20 protein-coding genes are annotated in these 17,563 nt (G+C 69.0%); 7 read left to right on the forward strand and 13 right to left on the reverse strand.

The features are described 5' to 3' along the window. Positions 1-44 precede the first annotated feature (44 nt). Positions 45-902 carry a PAC2 family protein gene (locus ACJH6I_RS28860; RefSeq protein ID WP_406776168.1) on the forward strand — a complete coding sequence of 286 codons (858 nt, stop codon included), beginning with the start codon at positions 45-47 and terminating at the stop codon, positions 900-902. On the opposite strand, the gene ACJH6I_RS28865 is transcribed toward ACJH6I_RS28860, so the two are convergent. The 4 genes from ACJH6I_RS28865 to ACJH6I_RS28880 are packed head-to-tail and all read right to left on the reverse strand — an operon-like array spanning position 899 to position 5,297. Then, complete coding sequence (locus ACJH6I_RS28865) at positions 899-2,326, reverse strand: DUF1254 domain-containing protein (protein ID WP_406785001.1); 1,428 nt, start codon at positions 2,324-2,326, stop codon at positions 899-901. The two genes, ACJH6I_RS28860 and ACJH6I_RS28865, sit on opposite strands and share 4 nt — an antisense overlap. Continuing rightward, positions 2,323-3,198: an SDR family oxidoreductase gene (locus ACJH6I_RS28870; protein WP_133426966.1), complete on the reverse strand. Its 876-nt coding sequence runs from the start codon at positions 3,196-3,198 to the stop codon at positions 2,323-2,325. The genes ACJH6I_RS28865 and ACJH6I_RS28870 overlap by 4 nt, the downstream gene beginning before the upstream one ends. A gap of 30 nt (positions 3,199-3,228) precedes the next feature. After that, positions 3,229-4,479: a cysteine--1-D-myo-inosityl 2-amino-2-deoxy-alpha-D-glucopyranoside ligase gene (gene mshC, locus ACJH6I_RS28875; protein ID WP_406785002.1), complete on the reverse strand. Its 1,251-nt coding sequence runs from the start codon at positions 4,477-4,479 to the stop codon at positions 3,229-3,231. 38 nt (positions 4,480-4,517) lie between these two features. Continuing rightward, entirely contained in the window at positions 4,518-5,297 is a 780-nt protein-coding gene (locus tag ACJH6I_RS28880) for a 3'(2'),5'-bisphosphate nucleotidase CysQ (RefSeq protein WP_406785005.1), read from the reverse strand. A gap of 136 nt (positions 5,298-5,433) precedes the next feature. On the opposite strand from ACJH6I_RS28880, the gene ACJH6I_RS28885 reads away from it, so the two are divergent. Beyond that, a complete protein-coding gene (locus ACJH6I_RS28885; protein WP_346414615.1) occupies positions 5,434-5,691 on the forward strand; it encodes a hypothetical protein in 258 nt (85 codons plus the stop codon). 63 nt (positions 5,692-5,754) lie between these two features. Here the strand turns inward: ACJH6I_RS28885 and ACJH6I_RS28890 are convergent, their stop codons facing one another. The 6 genes from ACJH6I_RS28890 to ACJH6I_RS28915 all read right to left on the reverse strand — a co-directional run bounded on the left by ACJH6I_RS28890 (position 5,755) and on the right by ACJH6I_RS28915 (position 9,825). Then, entirely contained in the window at positions 5,755-6,420 is a 666-nt protein-coding gene (locus tag ACJH6I_RS28890) for a GNAT family N-acetyltransferase (protein ID WP_133426973.1), read from the reverse strand. A 68-nt stretch (positions 6,421-6,488) separates the two neighbouring features. Further along, complete coding sequence (locus ACJH6I_RS28895; protein ID WP_406785003.1) at positions 6,489-7,304, reverse strand: SCO1664 family protein; 816 nt, start codon at positions 7,302-7,304, stop codon at positions 6,489-6,491. After that, positions 7,291-7,884 (reverse strand): DUF3090 domain-containing protein, encoded by a 594-nt coding sequence (locus tag ACJH6I_RS28900; protein WP_061006435.1) that lies wholly within the window; start codon positions 7,882-7,884, stop codon positions 7,291-7,293. Before ACJH6I_RS28900 ends, ACJH6I_RS28895 begins: the two co-directional genes overlap by 14 nt. Before the next feature lie 29 nt (positions 7,885-7,913). Continuing rightward, positions 7,914-8,633, reverse strand: a complete 720-nt coding sequence (locus ACJH6I_RS28905; RefSeq protein ID WP_406776161.1) for a histidine phosphatase family protein — start codon at positions 8,631-8,633, stop codon at positions 7,914-7,916. Beyond that, entirely contained in the window at positions 8,630-9,460 is an 831-nt protein-coding gene (locus tag ACJH6I_RS28910; protein WP_406785006.1) for an undecaprenyl-diphosphate phosphatase, read from the reverse strand. The genes ACJH6I_RS28905 and ACJH6I_RS28910 overlap by 4 nt, the downstream gene beginning before the upstream one ends. A 53-nt stretch (positions 9,461-9,513) precedes the next feature. Further along, positions 9,514-9,825, reverse strand: a complete 312-nt coding sequence (locus ACJH6I_RS28915) for a hypothetical protein (RefSeq protein WP_029105734.1) — start codon at positions 9,823-9,825, stop codon at positions 9,514-9,516. Between the two features lie 128 nt (positions 9,826-9,953). Here ACJH6I_RS28915 and ACJH6I_RS28920 point away from each other — a divergent pair, with 128 nt between their 5' ends. The 3 genes from ACJH6I_RS28920 to ACJH6I_RS28930 are packed head-to-tail and all read left to right on the forward strand — an operon-like array spanning position 9,954 to position 12,344. Continuing rightward, positions 9,954-11,006 (forward strand): YncE family protein, encoded by a 1,053-nt coding sequence (locus ACJH6I_RS28920; protein ID WP_406785004.1) that lies wholly within the window; start codon positions 9,954-9,956, stop codon positions 11,004-11,006. After that, on the forward strand, positions 11,006-11,275 hold the full coding sequence (locus tag ACJH6I_RS28925; protein ID WP_212812032.1) for a DUF5703 family protein: 270 nt from the start codon (positions 11,006-11,008) through the stop codon (positions 11,273-11,275). Before ACJH6I_RS28920 ends, ACJH6I_RS28925 begins: the two co-directional genes overlap by 1 nt. Positions 11,276-11,285: 10 nt before the next feature. Then, on the forward strand, positions 11,286-12,344 hold the full coding sequence (locus ACJH6I_RS28930) for a quinone-dependent dihydroorotate dehydrogenase (protein WP_318987210.1): 1,059 nt from the start codon (positions 11,286-11,288) through the stop codon (positions 12,342-12,344). On the opposite strand, the gene ACJH6I_RS28935 is transcribed toward ACJH6I_RS28930, so the two are convergent. Then, on the reverse strand, positions 12,269-13,345 hold the full coding sequence (locus ACJH6I_RS28935) for an AraC family transcriptional regulator (RefSeq protein ID WP_318987211.1): 1,077 nt from the start codon (positions 13,343-13,345) through the stop codon (positions 12,269-12,271). The genes ACJH6I_RS28930 and ACJH6I_RS28935 overlap by 76 nt on opposite strands. A gap of 107 nt (positions 13,346-13,452) precedes the next feature. Here ACJH6I_RS28935 and ACJH6I_RS28940 point away from each other — a divergent pair, with 107 nt between their 5' ends. Both ACJH6I_RS28940 and ACJH6I_RS28945 read left to right on the forward strand, forming a co-directional pair. Beyond that, entirely contained in the window at positions 13,453-14,004 is a 552-nt protein-coding gene (locus ACJH6I_RS28940) for a 2,4'-dihydroxyacetophenone dioxygenase family protein (protein ID WP_318987212.1), read from the forward strand. A 31-nt stretch (positions 14,005-14,035) separates the two neighbouring features. Next, positions 14,036-15,505: a wax ester/triacylglycerol synthase family O-acyltransferase gene (locus tag ACJH6I_RS28945; RefSeq protein WP_318987213.1), complete on the forward strand. Its 1,470-nt coding sequence runs from the start codon at positions 14,036-14,038 to the stop codon at positions 15,503-15,505. Here ACJH6I_RS28945 and ACJH6I_RS28950 read toward each other — a convergent pair. Both ACJH6I_RS28950 and ACJH6I_RS28955 read right to left on the reverse strand, forming a co-directional pair. Then, on the reverse strand, positions 15,483-16,838 hold the full coding sequence (locus tag ACJH6I_RS28950; RefSeq protein ID WP_318987214.1) for a hypothetical protein: 1,356 nt from the start codon (positions 16,836-16,838) through the stop codon (positions 15,483-15,485). The genes ACJH6I_RS28945 and ACJH6I_RS28950 overlap by 23 nt on opposite strands. A gap of 120 nt (positions 16,839-16,958) precedes the next feature. Next, positions 16,959-17,483: a YbhB/YbcL family Raf kinase inhibitor-like protein gene (locus ACJH6I_RS28955; RefSeq protein ID WP_318987215.1), complete on the reverse strand. Its 525-nt coding sequence runs from the start codon at positions 17,481-17,483 to the stop codon at positions 16,959-16,961. Positions 17,484-17,563: the final 80 nt, after the last annotated feature.

The following is a 17,563-nucleotide window of genomic DNA, read 5'->3' on the forward strand; positions in this document are numbered from 1 at the left end:
CGAGAAGGGCTTACGCTGGCGTTGTGAGCCCGTCCGACCGGCCCCTGCCCCAGGGACTTGACCTGCCCGAACTGCACGATGCCGTCGTCGTCGCGGCGTTCGAGGGGTGGAATGACGCCGGAGACGCCGCCAGTGACGCCCTCGAGCATCTCGATGCCATGTGGGAGGCCCGGAACCTCGTCGAGATCGACGACGAGAGCTACTACGACTACCAGGTGAATCGCCCCGTCATCCGCCAGGTCGACGGCGTCACGCGCGAGCTGGTGTGGCCGTCGATGAGCATCTCCCACTGCCGCCCACCGGGCTCGGATCGCGATGTGGTGTTGATGCACGGCGTCGAACCGAACATGCGCTGGCGCACCTTCTGCGCCGAGCTGCTGGCGATCCTGGACAAACTCAACGTGCAGACCGTCGTCATCCTGGGCGCGCTGCTCGCCGACACCCCGCACACCCGCCCGGTGCCGGTGTCCGGCGCGGCGTACTCGGCCGACTCGGCCAAGTTCTTCGGGCTCGAAGAGACCCGCTACGAGGGACCGACCGGCATCGCCGGCGTCTTCCAGGACGCCTGCGTGCAGGCCGGCATCCCGGCCGTCACGTTCTGGGCGGCGGTACCGCACTACGTGTCGCAGCCCCCGTGTCCCAAGGCCACCGTCGCGCTGCTGCGGCGCGTCGAGGACGCCCTCGACGTCGAGGTGCCCCTCGGCGATCTGCCGGCGCAGGCCGAGGAGTGGGAACAGTCGGTGACCGAGATGACGGCCGACGACGAGGAGATCGCCGAGTACGTGCAGTCCCTCGAGGAACGCGGCGACGCCGAGGTCGACATGAACGAGGCGCTCGGCAAGATCGACGGCGACGCGCTGGCGGCGGAGTTCGAGCGGTACCTGAAGCGCCGCGGCCGCTAGACCCGGACGGGCTTGGGGGCCTTCCAGGTGCCGTCGAGCGCTTCGGGTTTGGGCCAGTACAGCCGCATCGCGATGACGAACGGCCCAGCGGGTGCGGGCAGCCAGTTGGCTTCGCGGGCCGGTCCCGGCGACCTGTTCTGCACGTTCAGCGTGATGCCGCCGTCGGGATCCTTGATCAGGGTCGGCAGCATCGCCGAGTTGATCAGGTAGCGGTTGACGGGGTTGGCCACCAGCAGGCTCTGCGGCATCTCGTACATGGTCACCGACCAGAAGGCGTTGACGGGCGGCAGCTGTCCGGGCGCGAACCGCAGCGTGTAGTTGTTGGCGCCGGTCAGTGGCGCGCCGGTGCTGTCGGCGACAGCACTCGGATAGATCGCCTCGGCGGCAGTGTTGCCGTAGATCCCGAGCACCGCGCCGGCCATGCGGTACAGGTAATTGCCCCTGAGATCCGTTGCGGTGCCGAACAATTGGGCCGACGTCACCTCGCCGGTGTCGAACTTGTCCTTCTTGAACGTGTCGAACGCGGCCCAGGCGTCCGCCATCCCGTCCGCCACGGCCTTGCGGTTCTCGGGCGTGAGCTGGTCGGCCCGGAAAGAGCCGTCGGGACCGATGCCGATGGTGGCGAAGCGCTTCCACATGACTTCCTCGGCGGCCTGCACCGGCGCGAACTTCATTGCGAAGTTGAGGATTTCGAAGAACTTCGGCGACGTGCGCTCGTCCTGCGCCGACAGCGGTGCGACGAAGTCGATGGCCGGCGCCGGCGGTGGCGGTGGCTGCTTCAGGAACGCCGACAACGGCGTCACCTGGTAACCGGCCTGAATCTTCTTGACGTTGTCGATGTCCGTCGGCCCGAACAGCTGCGTGCGGTACAGCACGAAGGCCAGCTCGGTCGAGCTGCGGATCACCCGCTCGACCCCCGGCGGCGTCGCACCGTGCCAATTCGGCCCGGCCAGAAGGTATTTGCCCGCGCCGTTGCCCGTGGCGCGGCTACCGACGTACGCGATGTTGTAGGTATAACCGTCGACGAACTGCAGCGAGTAGTACCGGCCCGGCTCGACGTCCGGCACGCTCAGCACCAGCGGCTCGGCGCGCAGGTCGGCACCCAGGAACGAGTACGGCGTGTCCGAGTTGGGCGTCTGGATCGCCTTGTCCTCGGGAGTGAAGACGCGCGCGACGTTGTGGATCTGGTTCCAGGCGCCCTTGTACTCGGGCCCGGCCTTGTCGGCGAAGTACGAGTACTGGACCCGGTAGTTGTCGACCATCGGAAACCCGTACGTGTACGCGGATTTCGCGATGGCGCGCACCTGTTCCGGCGTCGGCGGGGACGACGGGGACGGGCTCGACGACTTCTCGTCCGCACACCCGGTGACCGCCAGCAACAGGGCGGCCAGGCAGAACCAGACGATGCCGACCCGCACCGTCATCCCTTGTCGAGCTGCTCGGTGTGCGCGCTCGACGAGCGGCCCAGGGCGGCCACCTCGGCGTCCATGCGGGGCAGCAGATCGGGCACGAACTTGGCCACCGGTACCTCGCCGATGCGCGTCGCCAGCAGCGGCCGCAGCCAGCGAAGCGCGCCGACCCAGCCGGGGCAGTTCACCCGCGTCTTGCGGCCCTCGATGCCGGCGACGAAGGCCTCGCCGCACTTGTCGACCGACGTCGTCTTGCTGATGGGCCACGGCAGCTTGGTCAGCATCTCGGCGAACGTCGACAGGTCGGACTTCGAGTCGCGCACCATGGCGGTGTCGATCCAGGACATGTGCGCCGAGCCGACGTCGACGCCGCGGTACCCGACCTCGAGGCGCAGTGCGTTGGCGAAGTGCTCGACGGCGGCCTTGGAGGCGTTGTACGGCGCCAGACCGGGAGCGGCGGTGTAGGCGGCCAGCGACGACACGATCAGGACGTAGCCGCGGCGATCCAGGACCGACGGCAGCGTGGCGCGCACGGTGTGGAACACCCCGAGCACGTTGATGTCGAGCAGCCGCTTGAAGGCCTCGGGGTCGACCTGCAGCACCGAGCCGTAGGTCGCGATACCGGCGTTCGCCATCACCACGTCGATACCGCCGAAGCGCTCGACGGCCGCGTCGGCGGCGGCCTGCATCGAGGACAGGTCGCGAACGTCGGCGACCACGGTCAGGACATCGTCACCGAGCGTGGCGGCTGTGGCGTCCAGCGCCGCCGCGTCGACGTCGGTCAGCACCAGCTTGGCGCCCTTGCGGTGCAACCGGCGGGCCACCTCGGCCCCGACCCCCGCAGCACCACCGGTGATGAAGACGACTTTTCCGTACACAGAAGACATGGTCCGAAACGTACCCCCACGACGAAGTGACTAGAGGGTCACCCCGAGCAGCGCGTCGACGGTATCGGCCACCAACCGCGGCGAAGTGGCGTCGTGCCCGCCGTATTCGAGCGCGTCCGTCGACCAGCCATCAAGGGCGGCAAGAACTTTCGGGGTATCGAGATCGTCGGCCAGGTACCGGCGGACCCGGGCGAGCAGATCGGTCGCATCCGGCCCGGCGGGCAGTGCGGTGGCCGCCCGCCAGCGCTGCAGCCGCACCTGCGCGGTGCTGAGGACCTCGGGGCTCCAGAAGCGGTCGGCACGGTAGTGCCCGGCCATCAGACCGAGCCGGATGGCGCCCGGGTCGACGCCGTCGGCCCGCAGCTGCGACACCAGCACCAGGTTGCCGCGGCTCTTGCTCATCTTGTGGCCGTCCCAGCCGATCATGCCGCCGTGCACGTAGTGGCGGGCGAAACGCCGCTCCCCCGTTACTGATTCGGCGTGGGCGGCGGAGAACTCGTGGTGCGGGAAGGTCAGGTCGCTGCCGCCGCCCTGGATGTCGAAACCCGCACCGAGGCGGTTCAGCGCGATCGCGGCGCACTCGATGTGCCAGCCCGGCCGGCCCGCGCCGAACGGCGACGGCCAACTCGGCTCGCCCGGGCGCTGCACCCGCCACAGCAGCGCGTCCAGCTGGCTGGCCTTGCCGGCGCGGTCGGGGTCGCCGCCGCGCTCGCCGAACAGCGCCAGCATGGTGTCGCGGTCGTAGCCCGATTCGTAGCCGAACTGGGTGGTGGCGTCGGCCCGGAAGTAGACATCGGGGTACTGGGCGTCGTCGATGACGTACGCCGCGCCGGACGCCAGCAGCTTCTCGACGAGCTCGACGACCTCGGCGACGGACTCGATGGCGCCGACGTAGTCGTGCGGCGGGAGCACCCGCAGCGCCGCCATGTCCTGCCGGAACAGCTCGGTCTCACGGTCGCCGAGCGCGCGCCAGTCGATGCCGTCGCGCGCGGCGCGCTCGAACAGCGGGTCGTCGACGTCGGTGACGTTCTGCACGTACTGGACCTCGTGTCCGGCGTCGAGCCAGTACCGGTGCACCAGGTCGAAGGTCAGGTAGGTGGCGGCGTGGCCGAGGTGCGTGGCGTCGTACGGCGTGATGCCACAGACGTACATGGTGGCCTTCGGGCCGGCCGAGACCGGCCGGACCTGACGGTCGGCGGTGTCGTAGAGCCGCAGTTCGGGGCCGGCCTGTTTCGGCCGGCCCGGCAGGTTCGGGACGCTGGGCGCCAGCCACGATCGCATGACATCGACTCTAGGGTGTGGCCCGAGACACGGCTCAGTCAGGACACCTGGCGCACGGCGTCGAGCAACGAGTCGGCGAACTCCGGGCGGCACATGACGAAGTCCGGCAGGTACGGATCGGGCCGGTTGTACCGCAGCGGCGAGCCGTCGAGACGCGACGCGAACAGCCCCGCCGCCTGCACCACGCCGGCCGGTGCCGCCGAATCCCATTCCCACTGCCCGCCGGCGTGCACGTAGGCGTCGACGTCGCCGCGCACCACGGCCATCGCCTTGGCGCCGGCCGAACCGATGCCGACGAGCTCCATGTCGAGCACATCACGCAGCCACCACACGACAGCCGGCGGCCGGTAGGTACTGGTGGCGACGCGAATGGGGCCGGGACGACGCGGCGGCGGCCCGGTGACGGTGTCGGTGCGGTGCACCTCGCCGTGCGCCGGTAGCGCGACCGCGGCATCGGTGATGGACCCGTGCGGGCTGCCGTTGCGCTGCCACAGCGCGATGTGGACGGCCCAGTCCGGCCGGCCACGGCCGAACTCGCGCGTGCCGTCGACCGGGTCGACGATCCACACCCGGTCCGAGCGCAGCCGGACGAGGTCGTCGGCGGCCTCCTCCGACAGGATGGCGTCGTCGGGGCGCGCCGTGCGCAGCCGGTCGAGGATCAGCGTGTTGGCGTGCCGGTCGCCGGCCGCGCCGAGGGTGTACGGATCGTGGGAGCCGAGCCGGTCGCGCACCGACAGCAGGAACTCCCCTGCCTCCTGCGCGACCTCGGCGGCCAACGCGACATCGCTGCGCTCACTGCCGCTGTCCGCCATGCCCATGAGTATCGCCGAGGGCAAGGTCACAGCCGAAATCGCCTATTCACAGGCACGTTGCAGGCTGCTGGCAGGTCCTGCCGAAATAGGCCTCATAACATTTCGAACAACTATTTACCGGGTAGTCAGCAAGGAGGACGTCATGAAGGTGGCGAAGACATTCGGATTCGTGGGCATCTCCGCAGCAGTGACGATGGGCGTACTCGGCGTGACCAACGCACCAGCGCCGGACAACACTCCCGTCGCCTCGTCAGGTCACGGCTCGACCACTGGCGAGTACAACCAGCCGACCGTCGCCGGCATGAACATGGGTGCCACCGAGACGCCGACGACGCCCAGCAACGTCGAGCCCGTCACCCTCGCTTCCCCGCCGGTGAAGGCCAAGCCGTACTCCGGCTGAGCTGACGACAGGCACGGAAAAGGGCTCCGGAATTCCCGGAGCCCTTTTCCTTTGGGGCACAGCTTACTTCGGTGTCGCACCCGGAGCGCGGACCACCATGGGCACCGCCGGGAAGTACGACGCCATCTCCGACCGCGACCGGCGCAGCGCCGCGGTGCCGTAACCGCGGTGGCGGTAGTCGGGGTGGACCCAGATGCGGACGTTGACCTCGCCGCCGTCCAGCTCACCGAACACCATGCCGACTTTGGCGCCGTCCTCCTCGGCGACGAACCACACCGCTTCCTCGGCGTTGACGCGGGCAAGCGCGGCCTTGATCTCGTCGTCCAGGTCGCCGGCAGCGCGGCCCGAGCCGTCACCGGAAGCACCGACATCGGTGGTGCGGGTGGCGAAGATGTCGCGGTCGGCGGCACCGGAGAACGGGCGCAGCGACAGGTTGTCCCCGAAGCTGGCGGGGCGGTCTTTCACCGCAAAGGACAACTGGCTGTTCAGATCTTCGAGCTCGTCGGCGATTCGCTTGCGGGCGTCCTTGGTCAGCAGATCGAAGGACATCGCCATGACCTGCTCGCCGCCGGCATGCGAGGTGCCCAGCAGCTTGGCGATGGCATCAACGGCGGCAGCCTTGTTGTCGGCTTCGACGATGACGTCGAGCACCTCGTGCCGGCGGTCCAGTGCTTTCTGGAGCGCATCGGTGATCTCGCGGCGGGCTGCGGCCTTGTCGTGGTCGGTCATGCCGACGAGCCTAGAGCACTACCGATCGGTAGGGCGGCGTAAATCGGTTACCTGTGTGCAAACTGCGATCAAAAGGCCGGCCACGGGATCGGCCGGTGCCGATCCGGGGAAGGCATGATCGGATTGTCAAGCAGCTCAACAACTCTCGCTTGCAGCGCGGCGATCTCGGGACGGGTGAGGTGCGGGGCCAGCGTGGCGGCGAGGCCGTCGCGCAGCGCGTCCCGCAATGCGGCGACCGCACCGAGCACGTCGTCGTCGATCGGTTTTCCGGCCCAGCCCCACAGCACGGTCCGCAGCTTGTCCTCGGCATGCAGGCTGACGCCGTGGTCGACGCCGTACACCTGGCCGTCGGCGCCGGCCAGCACGTGCCCGCCCTTGCGGTCGGCGTTGTTGATCAGTACGTCGAACACCGCCAGCCGGTGCAACCGGGCGTCGTCGGCGTGCACCAGCACCACTTCGTCGCCCTTGTGGTCGTAGGCCCGCAGGATGGGCAGGTATCCCGCCGGCACCCGGCCGGCCGGAACGAGGTCGACGAGGTCCGGGCCGGGCGGCGGTTCGGTTTCACTGAGCGCGTCGCCAGGTTGGTCGACCCAGCGCTGCACCATGCCCGGGCCCGCCGGGCCGTCACGAATGATGGTGTGCGGCACCAGGTTCCAGCCCAGTGCGGCAGACACCAGATAGGCCGCCAGCTCGCGTCCGGCCAGGGTGCCGTCGGGGAAGTCCCACAGCGGCGCCTCCCCGGAGATCGGCTTGTGCACGCAGTGCAGCAGCGCGCCGTCCAGCTCGGCTTCGCACAGGAACGTCGCGTTGCTGGCCGACCTGATGCGCCCGAGCGCCGTCAGCTCACCGCGTTGCAGAATCCGTTCGGCGTCAGGAGGCGTCATCCGGCTCTTCACCGTCGGCATCCAGCATGCCGCGCCGATACCCGTTGGTGCGCACGCAGATATGTCCCTCCGGGTCGAGCGGCTCCTCACACAGCGGGCACGGCGGCCGGCCGGCGGAGATCACCCGATTCGAACGGTTCGCGAAGTCCCGGGCCGACTGCGGACTCAGGAACACCCGCACGGCGTCGGGACCTTCCTCGGCGTCGTCGAGCACGACAGAGGCGTCGAATTCCGAGTCGGTGACGGCCAGCAGCTCGACCACCACGGTCTGCGCTTCGGAGTCCCAGCCCAGACCCATGGTGCCGACCCGGAATTCGGCGTCCACCGGCATCACGAGCGGGTTGAGGTCGGTGACCTCACCGGTGTCAGGCGGGATCGGCGTGCCGAACCGCCGGTTGATCTCGACCAGCAGCGCCGAGATGCGTTCGGCCAGGACCGCGACTTGCTGCTTCTCCAGCATGACCGAAACGACCCGCTGGTCGTGCACGGCCTGCAGGTAGAACGTCCGGTTACCAGGCTGCCCAACGGTCCCGGCCACGAAGCGGTCGGGAGAGCGGAAGACGTGAATTGCGCGAGCCATGGCACCTTTCAAAATACCGGTTCACCGGTCTAATCGGTCGAGCCGCCGACGGTTGCGTCGTGTGTCGGTACGGCATCGTCGGGCTTGCCGGACTGGTCGGATTTGGGTTCCGCGGGCGGCGGGTGAAGCGACGACGAGAGATCCGAACCGGTGTGGTTGACATGGAGGACGAACGGCCGGTGCGGCGTGTAGCGGATGACGCTCATCGAGGCGGGGTCGGCGACGATCCGCTGGAAGCCGTCGAGGTGGACGCCGAGAGCGTCGGCCAGGACCGCCTTGATGACGTCGCCGTGGGTGCAGGCGATCCACAGCGTGTCGCCGTCGTGCTCCTGCGCCAGCGCACGGTCGATCTCGCGGACCGCCGCGACGGCGCGCGACTGCACCTGCGCCAGTCCCTCACCGTCCGGGAACACCGCGGCGCTGGGCTGCTGCTGTACGACGGACCACAGCGGTTCTTTGACCAGTTCGGCGATCTTGCGGCCGGTCCAGCCGCCGTAGTCGACCTCGGTCAGCCGGTCGTCGACACGCGGTTCGATACCGAGCGCCGCGGCCAGTGGGGCGACGGTGTTCTGGCAGCGCAGCAGCGGCGACCGGACGATGGCCTTGACCGGCAGTTCGCCGATTCGCGCGACGACGCCGTCGGCCTGCGCGCGGCCCTTGTCGTCGAGGTCGACGCCCTCGGACCGGCCGGCCAGGGTGTGGGCGGTGTTGGACGTCGAGCGTCCGTGCCGCAGCAGGATGACGGTCACTGTGCGGCCACCACCCCGGTGCCGAGGAGCGCGAGCACCGTCACGCCGAGCACGACGCGGTAGCCGACGAACCAGTACATGCTGTGCCGCACCAGGAATTTCAGGAACCAGGACACCGCGGCATAGCCGACGACGAACGCGATCAAGATGGCGACGGTCAACTGGGCGCCCGTCGCGCTCATACCCTCGGTGACGGGCTTGAAGGCGTCGGGCAGCGAGAACAGACCGGAGGCCAGCACCGCCGGGATGGCGAGCAGGAAGCCGAAGCGGGCCGCCAGCTCGCGATTCATGCCGAGGAACAGGCCGGCACTGATCGTCGCGCCCGAGCGCGACACCCCCGGCACCAGCGCCAGGCACTGAGCCAGGCCGACGATGACGCTGTCCTTCCAGGTCAGCTGCTCGACGTCGCGGATCTGCTTGCCGATGTACTCGGCGAGGGCGATCACCGCGGAGAACACGATCATCGCGGTGGCGATGACCCACAGATTGCGGGCGCCGGAACGGATCTGGTCCTTGAACAGCAGTCCCATCACACAGATCGGGATGGTGCCGATGATGACCCACCAGCCCAGCCAGTAGTCGGCGGTGCGGCGGGCGGCGTCGGTCAGACCGCCGAACCAGGCGGTGAGGATGCGCCAGATGTCCTTGGCGAAATAGATCAGCACCGCGGCTTCGGTGCCGAGCTGGGTGACCGCGGTGAACGACGCGCCGGCGTCACCGGCGAAGAAAAGCCGGGAGGCGATGGCCAGATGGCCCGACGACGACACGGGCAGAAATTCGGTGAGCCCCTGGAGGACGGCCAGCACGATCGTCTGCCACCAGCTCATGGCCGCCACGTCAGTCACGCCGACGACCGTACCGTGAGCGGCGGACTGAGGCGTTAGTGGTTGCGCTGCACCGGTTGTGCGTCGGCGACGGCGTCACGGACAGCGGCGGCCAGACTGCGCTCGTCGTGCACGTCGACGTGCGCCAGGCTTCGCGAGGACACCGCGACGACGTCCTCTTCCTGCGGCACCGGACCCGACAAACGGGGGCGGTAGATCTCCACAATCAGCACGCGCTTGTCGTCCAGGCGAAAGGAAAAACTCCGGCCGTCGCCGACTTGGCCAAACCCGCTGGCCCGTAGACCTGTCGAAAGGTCTTCGATAGCAAAATTACCGTTGGCCAGATCGCCGTCGGTGGCAATGCTCATGTCTCCGACCATACCCCTCCGGTACGTGACGTACCCGCCGGAAGCCGATAATTGACGCCAATATATTTGCCTAAACTGGCAATTAGGGTCCCCCCGCCGTTCACCGAACCGAAAGACAGCCTGTGTCAATGGATCACCATCCCATTTATTGTCGGCTGCGTGAATATGGGGTGAACGTAACAAGATTCGCGACGGTTGCGCTGGCCATCGGCGCGCTGGCGGCGTGCTCGTCGCATCCGGCCGAGACCCCGCCGCCCACCATCTCCCCCGCCCACGCCGCGGTGTCGCCCCCGGTCACCGGCGCCCCGGACGGCGTCGTCCATCTCCTTCCCGGGGCGGGCACCGGTGCGAGCTTCGACGCGGCGACGTCATCGCTGGTGGTGCTCGGCACCGACGGCACCGGCCGTCCGGTGGTGACGGTCCCCGGGACCCCGCCGGTGGTGCTGCCGACGGCCGCCACGGGAGTGACGGGCGACGGCGCGGGCACGGCATTTCTGTCCACCCGCGGCGGCTACCTGCGGTTCGACATCGGCAAGCGCGCGGTGCAAGCGGTCACAGTGGACGGCCAGGCGGGCACCGACTTCACCTCGATCGCCCGGCGGGCCGACGGGAAACTCGCGCTGGGGACGGCCGACGGCGCGGTCCTGATCGTCGACGGCAGCGCCGTGCGGTCCCGGATGAAGGCCTTCGCCCGCGTGGACGGGCTTGCCGCGCAAGGCAATACCGTCGTGGTCCTGGACCGCGGGCAGACGTCGGTGACCGAGGTGAACGCCGACGGCACCGACGTCGCCCAGGCCCTGCGCGCCGGTGAGGGCGCCACCACACTGGCCGCCGACCCCGCCGGCCGGGTGCTGGTGGCCGACACCCGCGGCGACGGCCTGCTGGTCTTCGGGACGACGCCGCTCATGCTGCGCCAGCAGGCACCGGTGCGGGGTGCGCCGTACGGCATCGTCGGATCGTCGAAACTCGCCTGGGTTTCGCAGACCGCGACAAACAGCGTGGTTGGTTACGATCTTTCGACTGGTATCCCCGTCGAGAAAGTCCGATATCGCACCGTGCAGCAGCCCGACGTCCTGTCCTTCGACGACCGCACCGGCACCTTGTTCGTGGTGTCGGGGTCGGGCGCCGGGGTCCAGGTGATCGCGAACGCCGCCGCGGGGCCGGGGTCGGGCGGCCACTGATGCAGCGGGGGCGGATGCCGGCAGCGTGGGCGGAGGACTTGTCCGACGACTACGAATGGATTCCGCTCCGGTTGCCTCCGGAGGTGACCAGGCTATCGGCGTCCATCCGGCTGTCGATCGAGGCCGAATACCGCGGGTGGGAACTGACCCGGGTGCGCCTCTACACCGACGGTTCGCGCCGGGTGCTGCTGCGCCGCCGCAAGATCAGGGCGGGCGAAGCCCCGGAACAGCTGCCCGATAGGTTGGCGCCCGAGCAGCCGTCGATGTGAGGAGCCGTTGATGTATCGCGCCCTGCGCTGGGTGATGTTCCGTGTCCCGCCGGAACGGATTCACACCTGGGTGTTCGCGCTGCTGCGCATCGCGACCGGGACGGCCGTCAGCCGCCGCTTGCTGGCCAAGTGGCTCGCCCCGTCGGATCCGGTGCTGGAGACGACGGTGTTCGGCGTGACGTTCCCGGGGCCCGTGGGCCTGGCGGCCGGCTTCGACAAGAACGGCAGCGGCATCAACGCTTGGGGCCCACTGGGTTTCGGCTACGCCGAGGTGGGCACCGTGACGGCGCAGGCGCAGCCGGGCAATCCGGCGCCGCGGCTGTTCCGGCTGCCCGAGGACCGCGCCCTGCTGAACCGCATGGGCTTCAACAACCATGGGGCCGGCGAGCTCGCCATCCGGCTGACCCGCAGCCAGTCCACCGTGCCGATCGGCGTGAACATCGGCAAGACCAAGGTCACCCCGCCCGAGCGCGCCGTCGACGACTACGCCGAGAGCGCCCGGCTGTGCGGCCCGCTGGCCGATTTCGTGGTGGTGAACGTCAGCTCGCCGAACACGCCCGGGCTGCGTGACCTGCAGGCCGTGGCGTCGCTGCGGCCCATCCTGGCCGCCGTGCGCGCCGAGACCACCAAGCCCGTGCTGGTGAAGATCGCGCCCGACCTGTCCGACGACGACGTCGACGAGATCGCCGACCTGGCTGTCGAATTGGGGCTGGCGGGCATCGTCGCGACCAACACCACGATTTCCCGCGAAGGGCTGCGGACCCCCGGCGTGGCCGAATTGGGTGCCGGCGGCGTGTCCGGTGCTCCGGTGGCCGCGCGGTCACTCGAGATCCTGCGGCGGCTACACAAGCGCGTCGGCGACCAGCTGGTGCTGATCAGCGTCGGCGGCATCGAGACCGCCGACGACGCCTGGGAGCGCATCCTCGCCGGCGCCTCGCTGGTGCAGGGCTACACCGGCTTCATCTACGGCGGTGGCCTGTGGGCCAAGCACATTCACGACGGCGTCGCGGCGAAGCTCAAGGCCGGCGGGTTCGCGTCGCTGGCCGACGCGGTGGGCACGGGAGCCTGATCGCGCACGGCTGAGCGCCGATGCGCTGACGCCGAGGTGCCGAACCAGCGTTGGCTCGATCGCGACAGCACGCTCTGCTCGCTGTAGCCGAGCAACCCCGCCAGCTGTCCCAACGGGATGTCGGTGCTGCGGAGATAGCGGTCGGCCTCCTCGCGGCGCACCTGGTCGACGAGTGCGGCAAACGACGTGGCCTGCGTCTCCAGTTGCCGCTGCAGGGTGCGCGGATGCACCGCAAGATGCTGCGCGACCAGGTCGAGGGTCAGGCCCCCGGTGGGCAGCATCCGGCGGATCAGCAGCCGCACCGGTTCGGCGACCTGCGAATCGGCCGGTACCGCGATCGTGTTCAGGTAGTCCCGCACGACGTCGTGCACCGCGGCGTCGGCCGCCAGCGGCCGGGCAAGCACCGACCTCGGGAAGCGAAAACCGTTGTCGGGCTGAGCAAAACGCACCGGGCACCCGAAATACTCGGCGTAGTTCTGCGGGCTGGTCAGCGGCTCGTGGCGGAAGTGGACCGCCGCCGGCGTGAAGTCGGGACCTGTCAGCAGCCGGAACACCCGCAGCGCGACGCCGAGGGCGAGCTCGGCCGCCTGCCGGTGCGCGATGGATCGGGGTACCGCGAGGCGCCAGTCGAACCGGGCATGGCGTGCCGCCGGCTGCGCGTCGATGGTCGCCGTCAGAGCCGGGCTGTAAACGGACATGTACTGGTCGATGGCCTCGAACGCGGCACCGACGGTCGCCGCGGTCCGGGCGGCGATCCCAACCGGGCCGAGGATATCCAGGCCCTGGCGCAGCGCCAGCTGCCTGCCGAAGTCGGGCGTCGCCGTCATCGTGGCCGCAGTCTCCAGCGTGGTGACGACGCTGCGGTAGTTGATGAAGCTGTCCTGGTCACCGACCGCCTCGATCGGAATGTGGCTCAGGGCGAGCAGGGGCGCGGGGTCTTCACCGAGTTCCCGGACGAGTTCCAGGAAGCCCTGCAACGATGTGCCGCGCACAAATGGCATGTCGTCTACTGTCAAGAAATTGTCATTTGATGTCAAGTATTGGACGCCGGCGCACCGCAGAATCGATGCATACCAACCGAATCCACCCGACATCGAAAGGCCCGAAAATGACCGCCATCGCCTCCCCCGAAATGGTCACCACCCTCAGCGGCGCTCCTCTTCCGCTGGTCGCGCTGCCGCAGGGTGAACTGCTGAGCGTCAACCTCGCCGAGACCCCGCTGCTGAAGGACGCCCTCGGCCCGGGCATGAGCTTCCACCCGCTGCGACTGGACACCGAGCGTGGCGAGTACGTCATCCTCGCCAGGATGGCCCCGGGCGTCGGCCTGCAAATCCACTACCACACCGGACCCGCGCAGGTGTACACCATGCAGGGCTGCTGGCTCTACCGCGAATACCCCGACCAGCCCCAGACCGCCGGCTCCTACCTCTACGAACCCGGCGGCTCCGTCCACACCTTCTACACGCCTGAGGACAACACCGAGGACACCGTCGCGCTCATCTGGGTCGACGGCGCGAACGTCAACTTCAACGAGGACGGCACGTTCCACTCGATCCTCGACGCGGTGTCCCTGCACTACCTGACCGAGACCGTGTCCGCAGCTCAAGGGACCAAACCCGTCTTCGTCCACGGTGGCGCCGCCGGCGTCGCCAAATCCTGATCCACAAGCCGAGACCCTGAAAGGACCGGCCATGACCTTCCGGAAATTGACCAGCCTCGATGCCCAGTTCCTGGCGATGGAGGACGGGCGCGCGCACGGCCACGTCAGTGTGCTGAGCACCTACGCGCCGTACACCGCAGACGGCCGCCGGCTGACCGCCGAGGTGATCCGGGACCTCGTGGCCGAGCGGTTGCCGCTCCTGCCGCCGTTCCGCTGGCGACTCGTCAGGGTGCCATTCGACCTCGACCACCCGTACTGGGTCGACGCAGACGATGTCGATGTCACCTATCACGTACAGGAATCCGCGCTCTCGGCACCGGGTGACGATCGCCGGCTCGCCGACCACGTCGCCGAGATCATCGCGAGGCCGCTGGATCGGGCACGGCCGTTGTGGGAGATCCACGTGATCAGCGGACTGGCCGACGACTCCGTGGCACTGCTGATCAAGATGCACCACGCCGCGGTCGACGGCGTCTCGGGCGCCGAGGTGCTGCGGGTGCTGCTCGATGACACCGTAGAAGGACAGCCAGTGGTGGCTCCCCTCAGCGTGGCACCGCAGCACCGGCCGTCCCAGGCCGAACTTCTCGGCCGCGGGTTGACCAACATGTGCCGATACCCCGCACGGTCCATTCGCGCCGCGGTGCGTGCGCTGCCGCACCTCGACGAGGTGCCCACGCTGCGAGGTGTGCCCGGCGTCAGCACGGTGGCGCGGCACAGCCGGTCCGCCAAGGCGATCCTGGAGCGCACGAACACAGCCGAAGGCACCGAACTCGTCGCACCGCGCACGCGGTTCCAGACCGCGATCTCGCCGCGCCGAAGTGTGGCGTTCGGTTCGGTGTCACTGGCTGAGGTGAAAGCCGTCAAGGATCACTTCGGATGCAGCATCAACGACGTCGTGATGGCGATGTGCGCGTCGGGGTTGCGGTCGTGGTTGGCCGACGAAGGCGAACTGCCGGACGGACCACTGCTGTCGTTCGTGCCCGTGTCCGTCCGCACGCCTGAGCAAACCGGCACGTTCGGTAACCGGGTCACGGTCATGATGGCCGAACTGCCGACCGATGAGGCCGATCCCGTCGAGCGGCTACACCGGGCGCAGGCCACCATGACCGCAGCGAAACAGCGCCATCAGGCATTGCCGGCGTCCCTGTTGGAAGACGCCAACGACCTCATCCCGCCGGCGCTGTTCGCCCGCGCCACCGGCACGGCGTTGCGCCACGGGGCAGCGTTCCTGCAGCCGGCCGTGAACGCCGCGATCTCCAATGTGCCCGGCTCCCCCACGACGCTGTACTGCGCAGGCGCCGAACAGCTTTCGCAGTTTCCGATCTCCGGCATACTGCACGGAGTCGGGCTGAACATCACGGTGTTCAGCTACCGCCAAGAGCTGTCGATCGGCATCGTCGCCGACCGCGAACAACTCGACGACCCGTGGCCGTTGCTCGACGCGGTGCGCGACTCCCTGACGGACCTGACTGCGGCGATCAGTAGACCCACGTCGGCGTGACGCCGAGTTCGTCCAGGGTCTGCTGCACGTGGTCGCGCAGCGCGGCCCTGGTGTTCTCGGCACCCACCTGGTAGCCGACGATGCCCAGGGTGACCTTGCCGTTGTGGCGCAGGGCCGTCACCACGAGCAGCCCACCGGGCTGCTCGATGTCCGCCTTCTTGACGTTCTGCTCGACACCCCAGCAGTTCACGAAATCGGCCTGGTGCGTCCCGTCGATGCGGCCCACCAGGTCCGGTACGTCACCGACGTTGGAGCAGGTGACCGGCAGCTCGCCGAGCACCATGGCCACGGTATGACGGACCGCGCGCCGCGGGATGAACGGCGTCAGCGGCAGCAGCTGGAAGGACTCGTCCGGCTCCTCCCGGGCCCGGCGCAGTGCCGCGCGGATCTCGCCGCGCAGCTCGGTGAGGTCCGTCGTCGCCAGCGCCGGATCGACGGTGAACGTCGTGAACGTCATCGCGTTGGCCCGGGTGTCCTCGAAGGACGTGCGGTCGTTGATCGCGACCATCAACGAGATGGCGCCGTCCCGCGCGCGCTGGCGTCCCATCCGAACGCCCAGCCGGATGGCGAACGCCGAGACCAGTGAATAGCCGTTGCCGCCGAGTTCGGCGGCGCGTGCGTCGAAATGGCCGATGTCGATGTTGGCGGAGGCGAACGGCACGTGCACGATCTCGTCGCCGCCCGGCGCATCCACGGTCGCCGGCGCCGCCGTCACCTCACCGCGACGCTGGTAGGCCAGCTTGGCGGCCACGGCGATCGTGCGGCGGACCTCGGGCAGGTCACGCAGTGTCTGGCGCAGGTCCGATCGGATCGCCTGCCACCGGCTGCGCGACCGCGGCGGGCCGTAACCGAGGTCGCGTTCGTTGCCCAGGACCGCGTCCATGAACGCGACGACCGATCCGGTGCCGTCGATGAGGCAGTGCGACAGCACCATCGCGACCGCCGTCGAGCCGTCGGTGAAGGGCTGGACGCCCAGATGCCACCCCGGCCCGCGCTCCGGATCGATCGGGATGCGCGAGCGCGCCTCCAGCCAGTCGCTCAGTTCTGAACGCGGACAGGCGGTTTCGGCGATGTCGATGGGGCGTGGGGCGCCCGTCGCGGCCACCCAGCGATGCCGGCCGAACGGCACCGGCGACCGCTCGATGTACCGCGCCACCAACCCCTTGCCGAAGTTCTCGTTGAACCGGCGCAAGCCGTCGAGATCCACCGGGCCCTCGTAGAACCACAGCGCCATGCCGACCTGGACCCGGCCGCTGGCCCGGTACGACAGGAACGTGGCCTGGTCGATGTAGTCGAGGCGGTCCTGATCCGTCGGTGCCGAGCGCTTACTCACCGGCGCAGATGTGGACAAAGCGGATGGCCCCCTCGCTCCAGGCGCGGCGAGCGTCGCTGCCGCCGACCTCGGTCTGATGGTAGGTCGGGCCGCGGACAGCCGCGACCCGACGTCGTCCGGCTACTTCTGCTCGTACGTTCCGTGGATGACGGCCCGCGCGATGGCCTGCATGAACAGGTTGAAGCCCAGGAACGCCGGGGTGGCGTCCTCGGGGATGTCGAGCTTCTCGACCGGCAGGGCGTGCACGGCGATGTAGTACCGGTGCGGGCCGTGGCCGGCCGGCGGGGCGGCGCCCAGGAAGCGCTTGAGGCTCGCGTCATTGGTCAGGGTGATGGCGCCGCCGGGCAGCGCGTCGCCGTTGCCCGCGTCCTCGGCCAGCTCGGTGACGTCGGCGGGCAGGTTGGCGACGGCCCAGTGCCAGAAGCCCGACGCCGTCGGGGCGTCGGGGTCGTACACCGTGACGGCGAAGCTGCGGGTCTCGGCCGGGAAGCCCGACCAGCTCAGCTGCGGCGAGACGTCCTGTCCCCCGGCGCCGAAGATGCCACTGACCTGTGCGTTGGCCAGCGGACCGCCGTCGGTCAGCGACGTCGAGGTCAGGGTGAAGGTCGGCAGCTGCGGCAGGTTGTCATACGGCGAAGCGGTCATGATGTCCTTAAGTTCGTAGTTGCAGTTACTTCGTATTGATGAGCGTTACGTTGGGCTGTGACCCGGGTGGGTCGGGTATG

Origin of the sequence: Mycobacterium sp. SMC-13, assembly GCF_045311035.1 — a bacterium.
Classification (GTDB): domain Bacteria; phylum Actinomycetota; class Actinomycetes; order Mycobacteriales; family Mycobacteriaceae; genus Mycobacterium.